Genomic DNA, 19,714 nt, shown 5'->3' with positions numbered 1-19,714 from the left:
GATGGGTCACGCGGCGCGCGCGGGCTCCTCGACGGCCAGCTCGGCGACGTTGCCGGCCTCGGTCTCGGCGTCGATCGCCGACGCCGCGGCATCCGTCTCGTCGACCTCGACCGGGTCGGCCCATATGACGAGCGGGGCCGGCGTCCAGCTGAGGGCGTGCGACGCCTCTTCTGCGGGGACCACGACGGCGACCTGCTCGCGCTCCTCGAGGATCGCGCGCGTGACCTCGGCGGCGATCTGGTGCGTCAGCATGGCCTGGAAGATCCGGTCCGAGTCGTCCGCGGTGCGGCGCACGAGCGCCCACTGGCCCTCCGGGCCGATGAAGCGCGAGAGGCGCGCATTGACGAGCTCGAAGATGTGCTCGCCGCGGAGGTCCGCGGCCGTCGCGCGGGGCGACGGTGCGGGGGCGGTGTGGGCTGCGGCCTGTGCGGCGAGCCGCGCGCGGCGCCAGCGGCGGAACATCGGTGTCCTCTCGGTCGGAACGGTGTGGCGGACTTCGTCGGACGGGTTTCGTCCAGTGTCCGTCACGCGGCGACCCCCCGGGCTCGGACACGCCGCGGGGGCGTCGAGCCGTCGGACGCGGACGGTGCGACTCGGCCGGAGCTACTCGGCCAGCTCGCGGCGCTTCTGCTCGTCGGCGACGGTGCCGATCGCGATGGCGAGCGTCGCGGCCCACGAGACCCACATGAGCACGAGCCTCCAGTCACGTGGCCCTGCCTGCGTGGCACGGATGACTCCGACCGCGCCGAACAGCGAACTCAGGACCGCTCCACTGAAGAGGTACTTGCGCATTCCGCAACGCTATCGCGTCGCCGAACGCTCGCGCGACCGGTTGACGTGCGCCGCGCAGGCTGTGAGTACACCCCGAGTCTGACCGATCGTGCAGACCCTGACCGATCGGTCAACTAGCGTCGAATCCATGCCCACCGATGCGAGAACGACGTCGCGCGTGCGCGCCGCCGACGAGTTAAAGCACGCCGCCCTCGAGCAGTTCGCCTCGGTCGGCTTCGCCGGCACGTCGCTGCAGCACATCGCCGACGAGGCCGGCTACGCCAAGTCGAGCGTGCTCTACCACTACGCGTCGAAGGAGGCCCTGCTCGAGGCCGCGATCGAGCCCGCGGTCGCGGGCTTCGAGGACGTGCTCGAGGCCTTCCTCGCCGGTCGCGGTACGGGCCCCGGCTCCACTCGCCGGCGCGAGCTCGTCGACCGCGTCGTCGACCTGCTCCTCGAGCACCGCGAGGCCGTGCACGTCTTCCTCACCCAGGGGCAGAGCCTCGCGGGCCTGCCGGCCATCGACCGCGCCAACGTGGCCGTGCGCCGGCTCGCCGCCGCCGTCTGCGAGGACCGCGAGAGCGTCGACGACCAGGTCCGCTTCGGCATCGCCATCGGCGGCGCCGCGTTCCTGCTCACCGCCGGCCGGACCTTCGCCGACGAGTCGACCGTGCCGACCGACGACGAACTGCGCGACGCGCTCCGTCGCATCATCGCCGAGATCCTCACGCCGGCCGGATCGTTCGCCGGAACGCCGGCCGGAACGACCGCCGGAACCTCACCGCGCACCCCCGCCCCGACCCCCAGCAACTGAGAGAGAACCGTGGCCCTCCTCCTCCACCGCATCGGACGCTTCGCCTACCGCCGCGCCTGGATCGTGATCGTCGCCTGGGTGATCGCCCTCGGCGGTCTCGTCGGCGGCGGCATCGCCCTCGGCGGCCAGCTCCAGGAGTCGTACGCGATCCCCGGCACCGAATCCCAGGACGCGATCGACCAGCTCGCGGCCGTATTCCCGCAGACCGCCGGGGCATCCGCCAAGGCCGTCGTCGAGGCGCCCGACGGCGACTCCGTCGAGAACGCCCCGTACCGCGCCGCCATCGAGGAGATGGAGTCCGAGCTCGAGGACGTGGACGGCGTCGCGAGCGTGCTCGGCCCCTTCGACGAGTACGCCGGCGACCAGGTCTCCGACGACGCCCGCACGGCCTACATCCAGGTCCAGTTCGACGGCCAGACGACCGAGGTCACGCAGGACCAGCTCGACGCCGTGCTCGCCACGGGCGATCTCGGCCGCGGCGCGGGCCTCGAGGTCGCGTTCGGCGGCGAGGTGTTCCAGGAGACCACGTTCGGACTGACGATCACCGAGGCGTTCGGCGTGATCTTCGCGGGCGTCGTGCTCCTCATCACGTTCGGCTCGCTGCTGTCGGCGGGGATGCCGCTGCTCACCGCGCTCGTCGGCGTCGGCACCGCCTTCGGCGGCATCTCGGTCGTCGCCGCGTTCGCGACGGTCTCGAGCACCGCCCCGATGCTCGCCGTCATGATCGGCCTCGCGGTCGGCATCGACTACGCGCTGTTCATCCTGTCGCGCCACCGGACCCAGCTCGCACGCGGCATGGATCCGGAGGAGAGCGCGGCGGAGGCCGTCGCCACCGCGGGCGGCGCGGTCGTGTTCGCGGGCCTCACCGTGATCATCGCGCTCCTCGGCCTGCTGGTCGTCGGCATCCCGTTCCTCAGCGTCATGGGCGTCGCCGCCGCGTTCGCGGTGCTCGTCGCCGTCTTCGGCGCGACGACGCTCCTGCCCGCGCTGCTCGGCCTCGCGAAGGGCCGGCTCGCCCCGAAGCCCGGCAGCCGCGCGCACCGTCGCGCGGTGGCATCCGACGACTCCGGCAAGCGCACCATGGGCCGCCGCTGGGTCGACACCGTGCTCAAGGCGCCCGTCGTGTTCGTGCTGCTCGTCGTCGGCCTCCTGGGCGCAGCCGCGGTGCCCGCCGCGAGCCTCGACCTCAACCTGCCCGGCGGCCAGGGCGAGGAGGGCACGAGCCAGCGCGAGGCGTACGACATGATCGAGGAGGGCTTCGGGCCCGGCTACAACGGCCCGCTCATCGTCACGGTCGACATCACGCAGACGACCGACATCTTCGGCGACCTCGACGCGATCGGCGCCCGGCTCGCCGAGGTCGACGGCGTCGCCTACGTCGGCGACGGCCTGCCGAACGAGACCGTCGACACCGCGATCATCCAGGTCATCCCCGAGTCGGCGCCGACCGACCCCGAGACCAAGCAGGTCGTGCAGGACATCCGCGCCCTCGAGGACGACATCGTCGACGAGTTCGGCACCCCGATCGCGGTGACCGGCTACACGGCCGTCTCGATCGACATCTCGCAGCGGCTCAACGACGCCCTCGTGCCGTTCGCGCTCATCGTCGTCGGCCTCTCGGTGATCCTGCTGCTCGTCGTCTTCCGCTCGCTCTTCGTGCCGATCAAGGCGGCGCTCGGCTTCCTGCTCTCGGCGTTCGGCGCGATCGGCCTCACGGTGGCGGTCTTCCAATGGGGATGGCTCGCCGACCTCATGCACATCGAGCCCGGTCCGATCCTGAGCTTCCTGCCGATCCTGCTCATGGCCGTGCTCTTCGGCCTCGCCATGGACTACGAGGTGTTCCTCGTCTCCGGCATGCGCGAGGAGTTCGTGAAGACGAAGGAGCCACGGAGCTCGATCGTGCACGGCTTCCAGCACGCCGCGCGCGTCGTCACGGCCGCCGCACTCATCATGTTCTTCGTCTTCTTCGCGTTCGTGCCCGAGGGCACGGGCGTGATCAAGGGCATCGCGTTCGCGCTCGCCGTGGGCGTCGCGTTCGACGCGTTCCTGGTGCGGATGACCCTGGTGCCCGCGGCGATGGCGCTCGCCGGCCGCGGCGCGTGGTGGCTGCCGAAGTGGCTCGGTCGGATCCTTCCAGACGTCGACATCGAGGGCGAGGGCCTGCGCCACCACCTCGCCGAGTCGGAGTGGGCGGCTGCGCGGAACGCGGACGTGCTCGCCGAGGACCTGCTCGTCGGCGACCCGGCGGCACCGCTCGGGCCGATCTCGGTCAGCGTGCCGCGTGGCGGCGCCCTCGTCGTGCTCGGCGAGCCCGCCGAGCGCCGACTCGTGGCTGCGACCCTCGCCGGGCGGGTCGTCCCCGCCGGCGGACGCCTCGCGGTGCTCGACGCCCCGCTCCCGATCGACGCCGGCACGGTCATGCGCCGCGTCGCGATCGCCGACGGGGCAGCGGATGCCGCGGCCGCGGGCAGCGCGGGCGAGCTCATCGCCGCGCGTGCCGACGCGACCCGCGCGTGGTACCGCCTCGACTCGACCCGGTCGGCCGTGGAGGCGGCGCTCCGCCGCGTCGCGGACGCCCGCGTCGCGCCCGGCGCGGATGTCGCCCGCCGCAGCCGCACGATCGACCCCGACACCCCGATCGCCTCGCTCGACCCGCTCGACCGGCTGCTGGTCACGGTGTCGGCGGCGCTCGCCGAGCATCCCCGGGCGATCGTCGTCGACTTCGACGGCCTCTCCCGGTCGGCCGCCGCATGGACGGCCCTCGACCGCATCGTTCCTCCGGGCGTCGTGCTGATCGCGACCGCCGACCCCGACGCCGACCTCGATGCCGCCCGCGCGGCGCTCGAGCCACGCGGCATCCGCTCGATCGACCTCGCCACCCGCCCCATGGAGGCACTCCGATGACCCGCACCGACGCCCCCGCCCAGGCCGCGCCCGCGGCCCGCCGCAGAGGCCGCCGCGCCGCACTGCTCGCGGCCGTGATCGCCGTTCCGCTCGCCGTCGCCGGCCTCGTCGCCGGCGCGATCGGCGGCGCCGACGAGCGCATGGACGCGATCCCCGCGGTCGTCGTCAACAACGACGAGATGGTCACCGCGACCACGCCCGACGGCGAGGAGCAGCCTGTGCTCGCAGGCCGCCTGCTCGTGACCGAGCTCACGGGCGACGGCGACACCGGGTTCGACTGGACGATCTCGAACGACGAGGAGGCCGCGGCCAAGCTCGCCGACGGCGAGGCGTACGCGGTGCTCACCATCCCGGCCGACTTCTCCGCCTCGGTCACCTCGCTCTCGGGCGACGCACCGACGACGGCGGCGCTCGACATCCGCACCGACGACGCGCACAGCTACCTGGCGGGCACCATCGGCGCGACGGTCGGCGACGCGATCGCGACGACGTTCGGCCACGAGCTCACGACCCAGTACCTCGAGGGGCTCTACGGCAACCTCGTCCAGGTGGGCGGCTCACTCGGCGATGCGGCGGATGGCGCGGGGCAGCTCGCCGACGGCGCCGACGACCTCGCCGGCGGGCTCGACCGGCTCGCGGGCGGCATCGGGTCCGCCGCCGACGGCACCGCGCAGGCGGCCGACGGCGCCGCCGCGTACGCGTCGGGGGTCGGACAGTACACGTCGGGCGTGGAGCAGCTCGCGGGCGGGCTCGGGACGCTCGATGCCGAAGCGGGCGGACTCGACGGCATCACGTCGGGCGTCGCGAAGTACGTCGACGGCGTCGCGCAGGCCGGCTCGGGGATCGACGACGGCATCGCGCAGTACGTCGCGGGCGTGAAGGCGGCCGGCGCCGGCGTCGATGCGGGCATCGCCGACTACCTCGAGGGCGTCGCCGGCGCCGGTGCCCAGCTCTCCGCCGGAACCGCGCGGTACGTCGACGGGCTCGACCAGCTCGCCGACGGCGGCGACCAGCTCGCCGAGTCGATCCCGGCGCTGCTCGCCGCCGACCCCACGGGCGCGCTGGCTCAGGCCGCCGTGGCGGAGTACGCGGCGAACGTCGAGGCCGCTGCCGCGGGAGGTCGCGACGTCGTCAGCGGAACGGATGCCACGTTCGCGGGGCTCGCGGCGGGCGGCGCGAAGCTCCAGACCGGAACCGCCGACGGCTTCGCGAAGCTCGTGGCCGGCGGCGACGCGCTGCGCGTGGGCACCGCCTCCGGCTTCGACGAGCTCGCCGCGGGCGGCGCGACCCTCGTCTCCGGTACCGGGTCCGGCATCGACGGCCTCCAGTCCGGCATCTCGCAGCTCTCCGGCGGCGCGGCCCAGGCCGCGGCCGGTTCGCCCGCGCTGCGGGACGGCGCCGACGGCCTCGCGTCCGGCGTGAGCGGCATCGCGAGCGGCCTCACGCAGCTGAGCGACGGCGCCACGGCATCCGCCGACGGTGCTGCTCAGCTCGCCGATGGCACGGGCGATCTCGCCGACGGGCTCGCGCAGGGTGCAGAGGGCACCTCGTCGCTCGAGGGTCTCGACCCCGAGGAGACCGCGAGCGTCGTCGCCGAGCCGGTCGTCACGGAGGCGTCGCGCGCCAACGAGATCTCGACGTTCGGCGAGGTCGTCGCGATGCTCATCGGGCCCATCGGCCTGTGGCTGGGCGCCATGACCACGTTCCTGGTCTTCCGTCCGCTCCGCCGCGAGGCGCTCGAGACGACCGCGCCGACCGGCCGGCTCGTCGCGCGCACGCTGTTCCGCGGCTCCCTCATCGGGCTCGCGCAAGCCGTCGCCGTGGTGGCGCTCATGCACACCGTGCTCGGCGTCGACTGGTCGCTGCTGCCGCAGACGCTGGCGTTCTCGGCGCTGCTCGCGGTCGTGTTCACGGCGATCCACGCCTTCCTCTCCGCGTGGCTCGGCCGCGCCGTCGGCACCGTCGTGTCGCTCGTGCTCGTGGTGCTCCAGCTCGCGGCATCCGGCGGGGTCTACCCGCTCGAGATCGTGAGCGGGCCCTACCAGGCGATCAGCCCCTTCCTGCCGCTCACGTGGGCCGTGCAGGGCATGCAGCTCATCGTGTCCGGCGCGGGCGGCTCCGGGGTCTGGGCCGCGGCGGGCGCGCTCGTGCTGTTCGGTGTCCTCGGGGTGGCGGGCACGGCGATCGTGGTCGCCCGGCGCCGAGGCATCCGCACCGCACCGCGGCTCGCACCCGCGACGCCTGCGAGCGCCTGACGCGCTCGGCGGCGGCGTCGCGGCTCACGCCCGGCGTCGCCGCCGCATGCGGTCGGCGGTGCGAGAGCCGAGGGGGGGACGCCTCGACGGATAGAGCCCGACGCCGCGGCGGGTTACGCGTGCCGGCCCGGGATGATCGCGTCGATGACGCGTCGCAGCGGTGACGCGGCCGCCGGCTCCGCGGCATCCGTCCGCGGCGCGACGGCGGTGTGCTCGCGCGCGAACGCGACCGTCTCACGCAGCATCTCGAGTCGCTCGGCCTCGGTCTTCGCCTTGCGCGTGTTGACCTCGGCGACGATCGAGCCCTCCCAGCCCCGGTCGGCGAGCATGCGCAGCACCTCGGCGACCGGTTCGCGGCCCTTGCCGGGCAGCAGGTGCTCGTCGAAGATCTGGCCCTCGCCGATCGCACCGGACCCGTCGCAGAGGTGCACGTGGCGCAGGCGGTCGCCGAGCTCGACGGCGAGCTGCATGCTGTCGGTGCCCGAGAGCGCGGCGTGCGAGAAGTCGAGCGTGACGTCGTCGCAGTCCATCAGGCGCGGGTCCCAGCCGGGCGCGTACGCCTTCATGTTCCGGCCGGCGGCGCGCCAGGGGAACATGTTCTCGACCGCGATGGCGACGCCGTGCTCCTCGGAGAGCGTGCGCACGATGGAGAGGAACTCGAGTGCGTAGCTCGCCTGCCAGCGGAACGGCGGGTGCACCACGACGCTGTCCGCGCCGACCGCCTTCGCGAGCTCGGCCGTCTTCGCCAGCTTCACCCGCGGATCGCGGCCCCACACGAAGTGCGTGAGCAGCAGCACCGGGGCGTGGATGGAGAGGATCGGCAGCTCGTAGCGCTCGGACATCTCGATGAGCGCGGCGGGATCCTGCGTCGTCGCCTCCTGCGTGACCATGATCTCGACGCCGTCGAAACCGGCCTCCTTCGCGATGCGGAAGGCGTGCTCGGGTTCGAGGGGATACACGCAGGTGGTGCTCATTCCGATACGCATCATGAGGCTCGAAGTCTAGCCCCGGCGGCTGGAGATCGGGTGGGGACCTTCGGCTGTTAGCCTGATTCGCGAGCCGCCAGGAGGATCCGACGTGAAGCCCGCCACCGACTCCGAGACCGCACACGAGCTGGAATCCGAGGTCCGCCCGATCTACGACATGGTCGTGGTCAGCAACCGCCTGCCCGTCGACTACGTCGGCGGCGAGGGCGCCGACACGAGGTGGAAGGCCTCGCCCGGTGGGCTCGTCACGGCCCTCGAGCCCGTCATGCGCGCGAACGACGGCGCGTGGGTCGGCTGGGCCGGCGTGGCCGACCGCGAGTTCGCCCCGTTCGAGCACGACGGCATCTCGATCGTGCCCGTCCCGCTCTCCGAGCAGGAGATCGAGGACTACTACGAGGGCTTCTCGAACGACACCCTCTGGCCGCTCTACCACGACGTGATCGCGCCGCCGAGCTTCCACCGGGAGTGGTGGGAGGCGTACGTCGCGGTGAACCGGCGCTTCGCCGAGGCCGCGGCGGCGGCCGCCGCCGAGGGCGCGGTGGTCTGGGTGCAGGACTACCAGCTGCAGCTGGTGCCGCGGATGCTCCGCGAGACGCGCCCCGACCTCGTCATCGGCTTCTTCAACCACATCCCGTTCCCCGCGTACGGCATCTACTCGCAGCTGCCGTGGCGCCGCCAGGTGGTCGAGGGACTGCTCGGCGCCGACGTCATCGGCTTCCAGCGGGCCGCGGATGCCGGGAACTTCTCGCGCGCGGTCCGTCGCCTGTTCGGATACAAGACGCGCGGCACCGTGGTCGACGTCCCGGAGGCGGACGGCATGGTCCGCCACGTCGTCGCGCGTCACTTCCCGATCTCGATCGACGCGGCCGCCTTCGAGGACCTGGCGCGCATGCCCGAGGTGCAGGAACGCGCCCGCGCCATCCGTCGCAGCCTCGGCGACCCCGACATCGTGATGCTCGGCGTCGACCGACTCGACTACACCAAGGGCATCCGCCACCGCATGAAGGCGTTCGGCGAACTCCTGCGCGACGGGCGGCTGTCGGTCGAGCAGGCGACGCTCGTGCAGGTCGCGAGCCCGTCGCGCGAACGCGTCGAGACCTACCGGCAGCTGCGCGACGAGATCGAGCTCACGGTCGGCCGCCTGAACGGCGACCACTCCTCCCTCGGGCACCCGGCGATCACGTACCTGCACCACGGCTACCCGCGGCAGGAGATGGCGGCGCTGTACCTCGCGGCCGACGTCATGCTCGTGACCGCGCTCCGCGACGGCATGAACCTCGTCGCGAAGGAGTACGTGGCCAGCCGCTACGACGACGACGGCGTGCTGCTGCTCAGCGAGTTCACGGGTGCGTCCGACGAGCTCCGCCAGGCGATCCTCGTGAACCCGCACGACATCGAAGGCCTGAAGGACGCGATGGTCGAGGCGACGCAGATGCCCAAGCGCGAGCGGGCCCGGCGCATGCGCGTGCTCCGCAAGCGGGTGAAGGAGAACGACGTCGCCAACTGGTCCGCGACCTTCCTCGAGACGCTCACCGGCGTCGGCAAGATCGCGCCGGGCGTCCCCGACGGGCTCCGCAGCGCGATCGCCCGACTCGCCGAGACGCCGCGCCTCCTCGTCGCGCTCGACTTCGACGGCACGCTCGCACCCATCGTCGACCGCCCGGAGGACGCGCGCTCGACCGAGCGCGCCCGGGAGGCCATCGAGCGGATGGCCGAGCACGAGGACACGCGCGTCGCGCTCGTGTCCGGCCGCGCCCTCGACAGCCTCAAGGAGGTCGCCGCCCCGCCGGTCGCCGCGCTGCTCAGCGGCTCGCACGGCGTCGAACTGCAACTCGACGGCGGGGGGGTGACGATCGACCTCCGGGAGGGCGAGCTCACCCGGCTCGAGCAGCTCATCGAGATCGTCGAGGAGGCGGCATCCGCGGCCGACGGCGCCTGGGTCGAGCGCAAGCCCGCGGGCATCGCGCTGCACACCCGCATGCTCGGCGCCTCCGCGGGCGCTGCGCTGCAGCGCAGCGCGCGCGAGCAGGTCGAGCAGGCGCTTCCCGGACTGTCGACCCGCACGGGCAAGAACGTGCTCGAGTTCGCCGTGCGCGCGAGCGACAAGGGCGAGGCGCTTCTGCGGCTGCGCCAGCACGCGGGCGCCGACGCCGTGCTCTACGTCGGCGACGACGTCACGGACGAGGACGCGTTCGCCGTGCTCGAGGGCGAGGACGTCGGCGTGAAGGTGGGGCAGGGCAAGTCCCTCGCCGCGTACCGGTTGAAGGGTCCCGACGACGTCGCCGAGCTCCTGGAACTCATCGCCGACGCCCGCGACGCCGCCCGCTGAGACGCCGCCCCGCGGCATCCGCCCGGCTTCGACACGGTGGCGAGCGAATGCCGCTGCACCCGCCCGACCCGCGACGAAACCGGTCTCCGGCGGCCCGTAGACTCGACCCATGTCGGAGATCGATCCCAAGCCCCGCAGTCGCGTCGTCACGGATGGCATCGAGGCCACCACCAGCCGCGGGATGCTCCGCGCGGTCGGGATGGGCGACGCCGACTGGGACAAGCCCCAGATCGGCATCGCGTCGTCGTGGAACGAGATCACGCCCTGCAACCTCTCGCTCGGCCGCCTCGCGCAGGCCGCCAAGGAGGGCGTGCACGGCGGCGGCGGCTACCCGCTGCAGTTCGGCACCGTCTCGGTCTCCGACGGCATCTCGATGGGCCATGAGGGCATGCACTTCTCGCTCGTCTCGCGCGAGGTCATCGCCGACTCGGTCGAGGTCGTCATGGAGGCCGAGCGCCTCGACGGCTCGGTGCTGCTCGCCGGCTGCGACAAGTCGATCCCGGGCATGCTCATGGCCGCTGCGCGGCTCGACCTCGCCTCGGTGTTCCTCTACGCCGGCTCGATCGCGCCCGGCTGGGTGCGCCTGTCCGACGGCACCGAGAAGGACATCACGATCATCGACTCGTTCGAGGCCGTCGGCGCGGTCAAGGCGGGCAAGATGAGCGAGGCCGACGCGAAGCGCATCGAGTGCGCATTCGCACCCGGCGAGGGCGCGTGCGGCGGCATGTACACGGCGAACACGATGGCGTCGGTCGCCGAGGCGCTCGGCCTCTCGCTGCCGGGTTCGGCGTCGCCCGCGTCGGCCGACCGCCGCCGCGACTACTACGCGCACCGCTCCGGCGAGGCCGTCGTCGGCCTGCTGAAGCAGGGCATCACCGCGCGGCAGATCCTCACCAAGAAGGCGTTCGAGAACGCGATCGCGGTCGGCATGGCGCTCGGCGGCTCGACGAACATCGTGCTCCACCTCCTCGCCATCGCGCGCGAGGCCGAGGTCGAGCTCACGCTCGACGACTTCAACCGCATCGGGTCGAAGGTGCCGCATATCGGCGACCTCAAGCCGTTCGGCAAGTACGTCATGAACGACGTCGACCGCCGCGGCGGCCTGCCCGTGCTCATGAAGGCCCTGCTGGACGCGGGCCTCATGCACGGCGACGCCCTGACCGTCACCGGCAAGACGCTCGCCGAGAACCTCGCCGAGATGGACATCGCCCCGCTCGACGGCGAGGTGCTCCGCACGCTCGACAACCCGATCCACGAGACCGGCGGGCTCACGATCCTGCACGGCTCGCTCGCGCCCGAGGGCGCGGTCGTGAAGACCGCGGGCTTCGACGCGGCGACGTTCGAGGGGCCGGCCCGCGTATTCGAGCGCGAGCGCGCGGCCATGGACGCGCTGACCGCGGGTGAGATCAAGCACGGCGACGTCGTCGTCATCCGCTACGAGGGCCCCAAGGGCGGCCCCGGCATGCGCGAGATGCTCGCCATCACCGCCGCCATCAAGGGCGCTGGGCTCGGAAAAGATGTACTACTCTTGACGGACGGTCGATTCTCAGGCGGCACAACCGGCCTGTGCATCGGCCATCTGGCACCCGAGGCGGTGGACGCAGGTCCGATCGCCTTCGTGCGCGATGGTGATCTGATTCGGGTCGATATCGCGGCTCGTTCCATCGACCTACTGGTCGACGAAACCGAGCTGGCAGCCCGCCGCGACGGCTGGGCTCCGCTTCCCCCGCGCTACACCCGAGGCGTCCTCGCGAAGTACTCCAAGCTCGTGCGTTCCGCAGCCGAAGGCGCGACCACGGGCTGAGGCTCTCGCCTGTCCCGAACTCACCATCACCATGAACAGGAATCGAATGACCACGGAAGCCAACCCCGTGCCATCGCCCGCCACCCTGTCGCAGTCCCAGAACGGGCCCGAGATGATCACCGGAGCCGAGGCGGTCGTCCGATCGCTCGAGCTGATCGGCATCACCGACGTGTTCGGCCTGCCCGGCGGCGCGATCCTGCCCGTCTACGACCCGCTGCTCGACAGCCGTCGCCTCCGCCACATCCTGGTCCGCCACGAGCAGGGGGCCGGTCACGCGGCCGAGGGCTACGCATCGTCGAGCGGCAAGCTCGGCGTCGCGATCGCGACCTCCGGCCCCGGCGCCACGAACCTCGTCACCGCCATCGCCGATGCGCACATGGACTCGGTGCCGCTGCTCGCGATCACCGGCCAGGTGTTCTCGAACCTCATGGGCACCGATGCGTTCCAGGAGGCCGACATCGTCGGCATCACGATGCCGATCACCAAGCACTCGTTCCTGGTCAAGCGCGCCGAGGAGATCCCCGCGACCATCGCCGCCGCGGCGCACATCGCCTCGACCGGTCGGCCGGGGCCCGTGCTCGTCGACATCACGAAGGACGCGCAGCAGTCGACGTTCGCGTTCTCGTGGCCGCCGAAGATGGACCTGCCCGGCTACCGCCCCATCACGAAGGCGCACGGCAAGCAGGTGCTGGCCGCGGCGCAGCTCATCGCCGAGGCGAAGCGCCCCGTGCTCTACGTCGGCGGCGGCATCATCCGAGCCGGCGCATCCGAGGAGCTGAAGGCGCTCGCCGAGGCGACGAAGGCGCCCGTGGTGACGACGCTCATGGCGCGCGGCGCGTTCCCCGACTCCCACCCGCAGCACCTGGGCATGCCCGGCATGCACGGCACCGTCCCGGCGGTGCTGTCGCTGCAGGAGTCCGACCTGCTCATCGCGCTCGGCGCGCGCTTCGACGACCGCGTGACCGGCAAGGCCGCCCTGTTCGCGCCCGACGCCAAGGTCGTGCACGTCGACATCGACCCGGCCGAGATCGGCAAGATCCGCGCCGCCGACGTGCCGATCGTCGGCGACGCTAAGGAGGTCCTCGTCGACCTGCTCGCCGCCTACCGCGAGGTCACGAAGTCCGATGCACCCGACCTCGAGGAGTGGTGGGCCACACTCGACGGACTCCGGACGGAGTACCCGCTCGGCTTCTCGCCGACCACCGACGGGCTGCTCGCGCCGCAGTACGTGATCCAGCGCATCGGCGAGCTCACCGGCCCCGAGGGCGTCTACGCCGCGGGCGTCGGCCAGCACCAGATGTGGGCCGCCCAGTTCATCAGGTACGAGCGGCCGAACTCCTGGCTGAACTCCGGGGGCGCCGGCACGATGGGCTACGCGGTCCCCGCGGCCATGGGCGCGAAGGTCGCCGAGCCGCAGCGCACCGTGTGGGCGATCGACGGCGACGGCTGCTTCCAGATGACGAACCAGGAACTCGCGACCTGCACCCTGAACGACATCCCCATCAAGGTCGCCGTCATCAACAACTCCTCGCTCGGCATGGTCCGGCAGTGGCAGACCCTGTTCTACGACGGCCGGTACTCCAACACCGACCTGAACACGGGTCACGACACCGTGCGCGTGCCCGACTTCGTGAAGATGGCCGAGGCCTACGGCGCGCTCGGCATCCGGGTCACGAAGCAGGAGGAGGTCGACGACGCGATCAAGCTCGCGCTCGAGACCAACGACCGCCCGGTGGTGATCGACTTCGTCGTGTCCGCCGACGCCATGGTGTGGCCGATGGTCCCGCAGGGCGTCTCCAACTCCTACGTCCAGTACGCCCGCGACCACTCGCCGGCCTTCAGCCAGGAGGACTGAACATGTCGACCCACGTGCTCTCCCTCCTCGTGGAGGACAAGCCCGGCCTGCTGACCCGCGTCGCGGGGCTCTTCGCCCGGCGCGGCTTCAACATCGAGTCGCTCGCGGTCGGCCACTCCGAGATCGACGGCCTCAGCCGCATCACCGTGGTGGTCGACGTGGAGGACCTCCCGCTCGAGCAGGTCACGAAGCAGCTGAACAAGCTCGTCAACGTGATCAAGATCGTCGAGCTCGACCCCGCCCAGTCGGTGCAGCGCGAGCACCTGCTCATCAAGGTGCGCGTCGACAACACCACTCGGTCGGCCGTGCTCGAGGCGGTGAATCTCTTCCGCGCCCGCGTCGTCGACGTCTCGACCGACGCGCTCGTGATCGAGGTCACCGGCGACTCCGGCAAGACCACCGCGCTCCTGAAGGTCCTCGAGCCCTACGGCATCAAGGAGATCGCCCAGTCGGGCCTCCTCGCCATCGGCCGCGGCGGCAAGTCCATCACCGAGCGCGTCTTCAAGAACTGAAATCGGATGCCGCGGCGCGAGCTGCGACATCCGTCACCGAACACCACCACAAGGAGAAAGAACCGCAATGGCTGAGATGTACTACGACCAGGACGCCGACCTCTCGATCATCCAGGGGCGCAAGGTCGCCGTCATCGGGTACGGCTCGCAGGGTCACGCGCACGCGCAGAACCTGCGCGACTCGGGCGTCGAGGTCGTCATCGGCCTCAAGGACGGCTCGAAGTCGATCCAGAAGGCCGAAGAGGCCGGCTTCGAGGTCAAGAACGTCGCCGACGCCGCGGCCTGGGCCGACGTCGTCGTGATCCTCGCCCCCGACCAGTACCAGCGTCACATCTTCGCCGAGTCGGTGAAGGACAACCTGAACGAGGGCGACGTGCTTGTCTTCGGCCACGGCTTCAACATCCGCTTCGGCTACATCGAGGCCCCCGCGGGCGTCGACGTGATCCTCGTCGCGCCGAAGGCGCCGGGCCACACGGTGCGTCGCGAGTTCGTCGCCGGCCGCGGCATCCCCGACATCATCGCCGTCGAGCAGGACGCCTCGGGCACGGCGTGGGACATCGCGAAGTCGTACGCGAAGGGCATCGGCGGCACCCGCGCCGGCGTCATCAAGACGACCTTCACGGAAGAGACCGAGACCGACCTGTTCGGCGAGCAGGCCGTGCTCTGCGGCGGCACCTCGCAGCTCGTGCAGTACGGCTTCGAGACCCTCGTCGAGGCCGGCTACCAGCCCGAGATCGCCTACTTCGAGGTGCTCCACGAGCTGAAGCTCATCGTCGACCTCATGTGGGAGGGCGGCATCGCCAAGCAGCGCTGGTCGGTCTCCGACACGGCCGAGTACGGCGACTACGTCTCGGGCCCGCGCGTCATCGACCCGTCGGTCAAGGAGAACATGAAGGCGGTGCTCGCCGACATCCAGGACGGCACCTTCGCCACGCGCTTCATCGCCGACCAGGACAACGGCCAGAAGGAGTTCCTCGAGCTCCGCGCCAAGGGCGAGCAGCACCCCATCGAGACCACCGGTCGCGAGCTGCGCAAGCTCTTCGCCTGGAACTCGTCGGACGACGACGACTACGTGGACGGCGAGGTCGCTCGCTGACGCTCGCGTCCTGACGTAGCACCACCCGCCCGGCGGGGTCGGCTCCGGCCGGCCCCGCCGCCGGCGTTCAGCTCGCGAAGCCGCACGTGGGCTGCTGCGGTCCGAGGTCGGCCAGGTACGTCCTCCACTCGTCCGTGGTGAGTTCTCGACCGGCGATGCGACAGACCGCGTCGAACTGGTGGTCGGGATCGAGATCCCAGACGACGACGCCGTCCCGCATGCTCAGGGCCATCTCGAGCCCATCGGGGCGGAGATGTCCGGCGCCGATGCTTCCGGACGCCATTCGAATGGGTTCGCCGATCCGGATGCCGCTGGGCAGGTCGTAGAGCATCGCGGTTCCGTCGGCTGCAGTGATGAGGAGCGTTCTGCCGTCGGTGCTGAGGGTGGGGATGCCGAGTCCGCCGGCTGTCCCCGTGAGCGCTCCGATCCGATCGAGCCCCTCGGATCGATAGCGACCGATCCGGTTGTCCTCCAGTCCGATGAGATCCCCGTTGTCGAGGAGCACGGTTCCGCCGACGCCGAGCGGCCCGGAGGAGATGATGCGGGAAGCATCCGAGTCCATGATCGCGACCCGGGTCTGGACGACCGTGCCATCAGGGGCGAGCTCCGGCTCTCCGAAGGACGACACGCTGATGCGCGCGCCATCCGGCGACTTCGCGAACCAGATCGGCCAGCCCTCGACTTCCAGAGGCTCGTCGACCGGACGGAGGTCGGCCGCATCGAGCGGCGTGATCGACCCGTCGGTGCCCATGGCCTGGACCCGGGTTCCTGCGTCGGTCACCCAGAATCGCGCCAGCTCGAGGCTCGTCGAGAGCGTGCTGCCGGTGTCCGCATCCATCGCGTGATACATCCCGTCGGACTCGTGCAAGGCGATCACGCGTCTTCCGGTGATCCACGCGACATCCGTGATGGCTTCGCGGAAGAAGTAGGAGGGCTCGCCCGTCTCCGTATCGATAACGGCGGCGCCGTTCCACACGTCCTGAGAGACCGAGGCGCTCTGCTGCGGGGCGGCCACGATGGAAGAGCCTTCGTAGGAGTACCCGCCGATCGCCGTCGCATCGGGCGCGATCAGCCGGTCGGTGGCACCCCGGCCGTCGAGCTTCCATCGGGAGATCGCTGCCTCGGTGCCGCTGAACGCCACGAGGACCCGGCCATCCTCGGAGATGTCCATCGGTCCGACGTCCCCGAGCAGTGCCGCGATCTCCTCTCCGGTCGCCGCTCCGGTCGTGAGGTCGAAGAGCGTGATCCGACCGAACCGGTTGCCGCAGAACGCGCGGTCCACGAGCTCAGCTCCGGCGACCCAGTGACACGGGCCGAACGGAGCGTCGACGATATCGGTGCTCCAGAGGAGTTCGCCGCTGTCCGGGTCGACCGAGATCAGGTGCGTCGCTCCGCTGGCGACGATGTTCCCCGACCGCGTGACCGAGATCGATTGGTTGGCGGATGTCTCCGGGACGGCGACGCGGCGGATGACGGTCGCCGAATCCGGGTCGATGACCTCCAGCTCGGCACCCAGCCTGCCGACGAGCAACTCGCCGTCCGACGTGAATGCGGCCGCCGCGGCGATCGTGTCGGTGTCGAGTGGCGCGAGCCGCTCCCCGCTGACCGGACGGGTCTCGGCGGTCTCGGACGACACGAGCGTGATGGCACCGTCGGCAGCGCTCGCAACGGCGATCGTCGAGCCGTCGGCCTCGATCGCAAGGGCACCCGCGCCGATGGGCAGATCGATCGGTTCGTGCGATCTGCGTCCCTCGGCCACATCGACGATGACGAGCCGACTCGCGATCGAAAGCTGTGGAATCCATGGTGGCGATTCCGCCGCGGTGGTCCAGAGCACCGCACCGACGCGACCGTCGGGGGAGACGTCGACGAGCACGGGTCCGACGGGGCCCTCGTCGAAACCGAGGTCGAGGGCCGACACGACCTCTGCAGTGGCGAGATCCCGGATCGAGAGATCGCCCTCCGAGGTCACCACCAACCCGTTCGCGCTGCCTGGGATCGCCGCGCCCCACGAGTGCTGGGTGCCGTCGATCACGGCGTTGCCGATGAAGCCGCCCGCACCCTGCAGGACTCCCATGAGTGCGGCGCGTGTCCGTGGATCCTCCGGCCAGCGTCGATATGCCTCGGCGGCGAGCAGCGCCGAGACATCCCGCTCCGATCCGCGCAGCGAGAGTGCGCTCCCAACGAGCGCCTCGATCGTGGCGCTGTCGCGCTGGGCCGCCGCCTCGCGCGACGCGGCCACGGCGACTGATCCCGCGCCCACGAGCAGGACGATGAGGCTCGCCGCCACGATCAGCAGGCTCCGGAGCCGTCGGTTCTGGCTCCGGTCCCGGCGGGCGCGTTCGGCGAGTTCGTCGCGCTCGGCGGTGGCCCGTGCGGCCGATTCGTCGAGGAACGCCGCCTCGATGTCGGTGAGGTCGCGTGGTGCGGCGTCCCGCCACTCGAGCGCGGATTGCAGTCGCGCGCCGCGGTAGAGGTCGTCGGCGGGTCGGCCTGCGGCGGCCCAGGCTTCCGACGCCGCGGAGACGGCGTTGAGCAGTCGGGTGCTCTCCGCGTCCTCCGCGAGCCATGACTGCAGCCTCGGCCATGCCGTGGCGAGCGACTCGTGCGCGACCTCGACCGATTCGGCCTCGGCGCTGATCAGCCGCTCACGCGAGAGCAGCGACAGCACATCCTCCCTCGCGGCATCCGTTCGCAGCGGCCGCGACGGGACGCGCCGACGAACCGGGGTGCCGTCCGGTGCGAGGGCGACGAGCCGCAGCAGCACCGAGCGGCAGAGCGCGCGCTGCTCGGCGTCCATCGACTGGTAGAGCCGGTCGGCGGATTGCGCGATCGCGCCGGAGATGCCGCCCGAGGCCTCGTAGCCGGCGACCGTGAGCGTTCCGCCCTCGCGCCGCAGCCAGGTCTCGACGAGGGCGTGCGAGAGGTGGGGGAGTGCGCCTGCCTCGCCCGCGGCATCGCGCAGGAGCAGTTCGACGAGGCCCGGCTCGAGGCGGAGTCCCGCCCGCCTGGCTGGCTGCTCGATCGCCTCGCGCAGCGCGTCGGGCGCCATCGGGCCGACGAGGTGGACCCCCTCGGCCACGAGCGGTGCGAGGTCGGGGTGGGCGGCGCAGTCGTCGAGGAAGTCGGAGCGGACCACGAGCACGACGGTCGTCCCGCACGCCGCGGCCTCCGCGATCGCGCCGGCGGCCGCGTCGACATCGGCCTCGCCGGCGTGGAAGACCTCCTCGAACTGGTCGACGACGATCACGTCCGCCCGCCGCGCGCCCCACAGCGCGTCGCGCACGTGCACGTCGAGGTCGCGTTCGGGGACCAGCAGCGCGACGCGGTCACCCCGACGTCGGAGGGCGGGGATCAGGCCGGCGCGCACCAGTGAGGACTTGCCGCTGCCGGAGGCACCGGAGATCGCGAGGAACCTGGAGCGCGCGAGCCGTGCGAGCGCGGCGGTCGTGTCGCTCGCGCGACCGAAGAAGTCGTCCTCGTCCTCGACGCCGAACGGCGCGAGCCCGCGGTAGGGGCATGCGTCGCTCGCAGGCCTCGGTGCTTCGCCGAGATCGAGTGAGTCGTCGTGGCGCAGGACCGCGACCTCCACGGCCTGGAGTTCCTCGCCCGGCTCCGCGCCCAGGTCGTTGGCGAGGCGCTCCTTGGCGGACCGGATCGCCGAGAGTGCGTCGGCCTGGCGTCCGCTGCGATACAGCGCCGTCGCGAGCGTCGTCCAGCGGCGCTCGCGCAGCGGCGCTTCGCGCACGAGGCGCTCGGCATCGGCGACGGCGGCGGCGTGTTCCCCCAGACGCAATCGAGCCGCGAGGCGCACCTCCTCGACGTCCAACCGCACCTCATCGAGTCGTTCCGCCTCGACGAGGGCCGAGGGCCAGTCGGTGAGGTCGGCGTACGGCGTGCCGCGCCAGAGCGCGAGCGCGCGGTCGGCGGCATCGACTGCCCGCGCCGGGTCGTCCCCTTCCAGGTGGTCCCGTGCGGATGACGCGAAGCGTTCGAAGCGCTCGGCGTCGACGGTGTCGGGATCGATGCGAAGCGTGTAGCGACCGGGACTGGTCTCGATCGCATCGCGTCCGATGGCCGCGCGGATCCTGGCGATCGAGATCTGCAGCTGCTTCGGCCAGGTCTCCGGCGGATCGTCGCGCCACACCGCATCCGCGAGTTCGTCCGTCGTCGTCGGCCGCCCGCCGCGGAGCACCAGCGCCGAGAGCACGATGCGCTCGCGCGGGCTGAGCGAGACCCCCTCCAGGCGAAGCGGGCCGAAGACCCCGATGCCCATGGTCGCAGTGTTCCCCCGTGGGCACCCGCCTGTCAATGAACCCCCGAGACGACGGATACCAGACGGATACCGGTCGGGCGCCGGGCGGATACCCGCCGGGCGCACCGTCGAG

At 71.7% G+C, this 19,714-nt stretch carries 12 protein-coding genes; 8 read left to right on the top strand and 4 right to left on the bottom strand.

Annotated elements, in window-relative coordinates; all coding sequences use genetic code 11:
- Positions 1-6: 6 nt before the first annotated feature.
- Positions 7-462: a hypothetical protein gene (locus ACQ393_RS04285; protein ID WP_430645581.1), complete on the bottom strand. Its 456-nt coding sequence runs from the start codon at positions 460-462 to the stop codon at positions 7-9.
- A 141-nt stretch (positions 463-603) separates the two neighbouring features.
- Complete coding sequence (locus tag ACQ393_RS04280) at positions 604-792, bottom strand: hypothetical protein (RefSeq protein ID WP_155049931.1); 189 nt, start codon at positions 790-792, stop codon at positions 604-606.
- Between the two features lie 127 nt (positions 793-919).
- Here ACQ393_RS04280 and ACQ393_RS04275 point away from each other — a divergent pair, with 127 nt between their 5' ends.
- The 3 genes from ACQ393_RS04275 to ACQ393_RS04265 are packed head-to-tail and all read left to right on the top strand — an operon-like array spanning position 920 to position 6,744.
- Positions 920-1,585, top strand: a complete 666-nt coding sequence (locus tag ACQ393_RS04275) for a TetR/AcrR family transcriptional regulator (RefSeq protein ID WP_430645580.1) — start codon at positions 920-922, stop codon at positions 1,583-1,585.
- Between the two features lie 9 nt (positions 1,586-1,594).
- Complete coding sequence (locus ACQ393_RS04270; RefSeq protein WP_430645579.1) at positions 1,595-4,489, top strand: MMPL family transporter; 2,895 nt, start codon at positions 1,595-1,597, stop codon at positions 4,487-4,489.
- Positions 4,486-6,744, top strand: coding sequence for a YhgE/Pip family protein (locus tag ACQ393_RS04265; protein WP_430645578.1), 2,259 nt, complete (start codon positions 4,486-4,488; stop codon positions 6,742-6,744). Before ACQ393_RS04270 ends, ACQ393_RS04265 begins: the two co-directional genes overlap by 4 nt.
- A 113-nt stretch (positions 6,745-6,857) precedes the next feature.
- On the opposite strand, the gene ACQ393_RS04260 is transcribed toward ACQ393_RS04265, so the two are convergent.
- Positions 6,858-7,718, bottom strand: coding sequence for a sugar phosphate isomerase/epimerase family protein (locus ACQ393_RS04260; protein ID WP_430645577.1), 861 nt, complete (start codon positions 7,716-7,718; stop codon positions 6,858-6,860).
- Positions 7,719-7,887: 169 nt separating this feature from the next.
- On the opposite strand from ACQ393_RS04260, the gene ACQ393_RS04255 reads away from it, so the two are divergent.
- The 5 genes from ACQ393_RS04255 to ilvC all read left to right on the top strand — a co-directional run bounded on the left by ACQ393_RS04255 (position 7,888) and on the right by ilvC (position 15,326).
- A complete protein-coding gene (locus tag ACQ393_RS04255; RefSeq protein ID WP_430645806.1) occupies positions 7,888-10,059 on the top strand; it encodes a bifunctional alpha,alpha-trehalose-phosphate synthase (UDP-forming)/trehalose-phosphatase in 2,172 nt (723 codons plus the stop codon).
- A gap of 109 nt (positions 10,060-10,168) precedes the next feature.
- Complete coding sequence (ilvD, locus tag ACQ393_RS04250; protein WP_430645576.1) at positions 10,169-11,863, top strand: dihydroxy-acid dehydratase; 1,695 nt, start codon at positions 10,169-10,171, stop codon at positions 11,861-11,863.
- A gap of 46 nt (positions 11,864-11,909) precedes the next feature.
- Positions 11,910-13,718: an acetolactate synthase large subunit gene (locus ACQ393_RS04245; protein WP_430645575.1), complete on the top strand. Its 1,809-nt coding sequence runs from the start codon at positions 11,910-11,912 to the stop codon at positions 13,716-13,718.
- Positions 13,719-13,720: 2 nt separating this feature from the next.
- Positions 13,721-14,230, top strand: coding sequence for an acetolactate synthase small subunit (ilvN, locus tag ACQ393_RS04240; protein ID WP_430645574.1), 510 nt, complete (start codon positions 13,721-13,723; stop codon positions 14,228-14,230).
- 67 nt (positions 14,231-14,297) lie between these two features.
- The gene (gene ilvC, locus ACQ393_RS04235) at positions 14,298-15,326 is read left to right on the top strand and encodes a ketol-acid reductoisomerase (protein WP_430645573.1); all 1,029 of its coding nucleotides are present in this window, start codon (positions 14,298-14,300) and stop codon (positions 15,324-15,326) included.
- Between the two features lie 67 nt (positions 15,327-15,393).
- On the opposite strand, the gene ACQ393_RS04230 is transcribed toward ilvC, so the two are convergent.
- On the bottom strand, positions 15,394-19,602 hold the full coding sequence (locus tag ACQ393_RS04230; RefSeq protein WP_430645572.1) for a BTAD domain-containing putative transcriptional regulator: 4,209 nt from the start codon (positions 19,600-19,602) through the stop codon (positions 15,394-15,396).
- Positions 19,603-19,714: the final 112 nt, after the last annotated feature.

The sequence above is a fragment of the Agromyces sp. GXS1127 genome (assembly GCF_050565425.1).
Lineage (GTDB): Bacteria > Actinomycetota > Actinomycetes > Actinomycetales > Microbacteriaceae > Agromyces.
The sequence above is the reverse complement of the archived record's forward strand: the minus strand, read 5'-3'. Positions and strand labels throughout refer to the sequence as shown.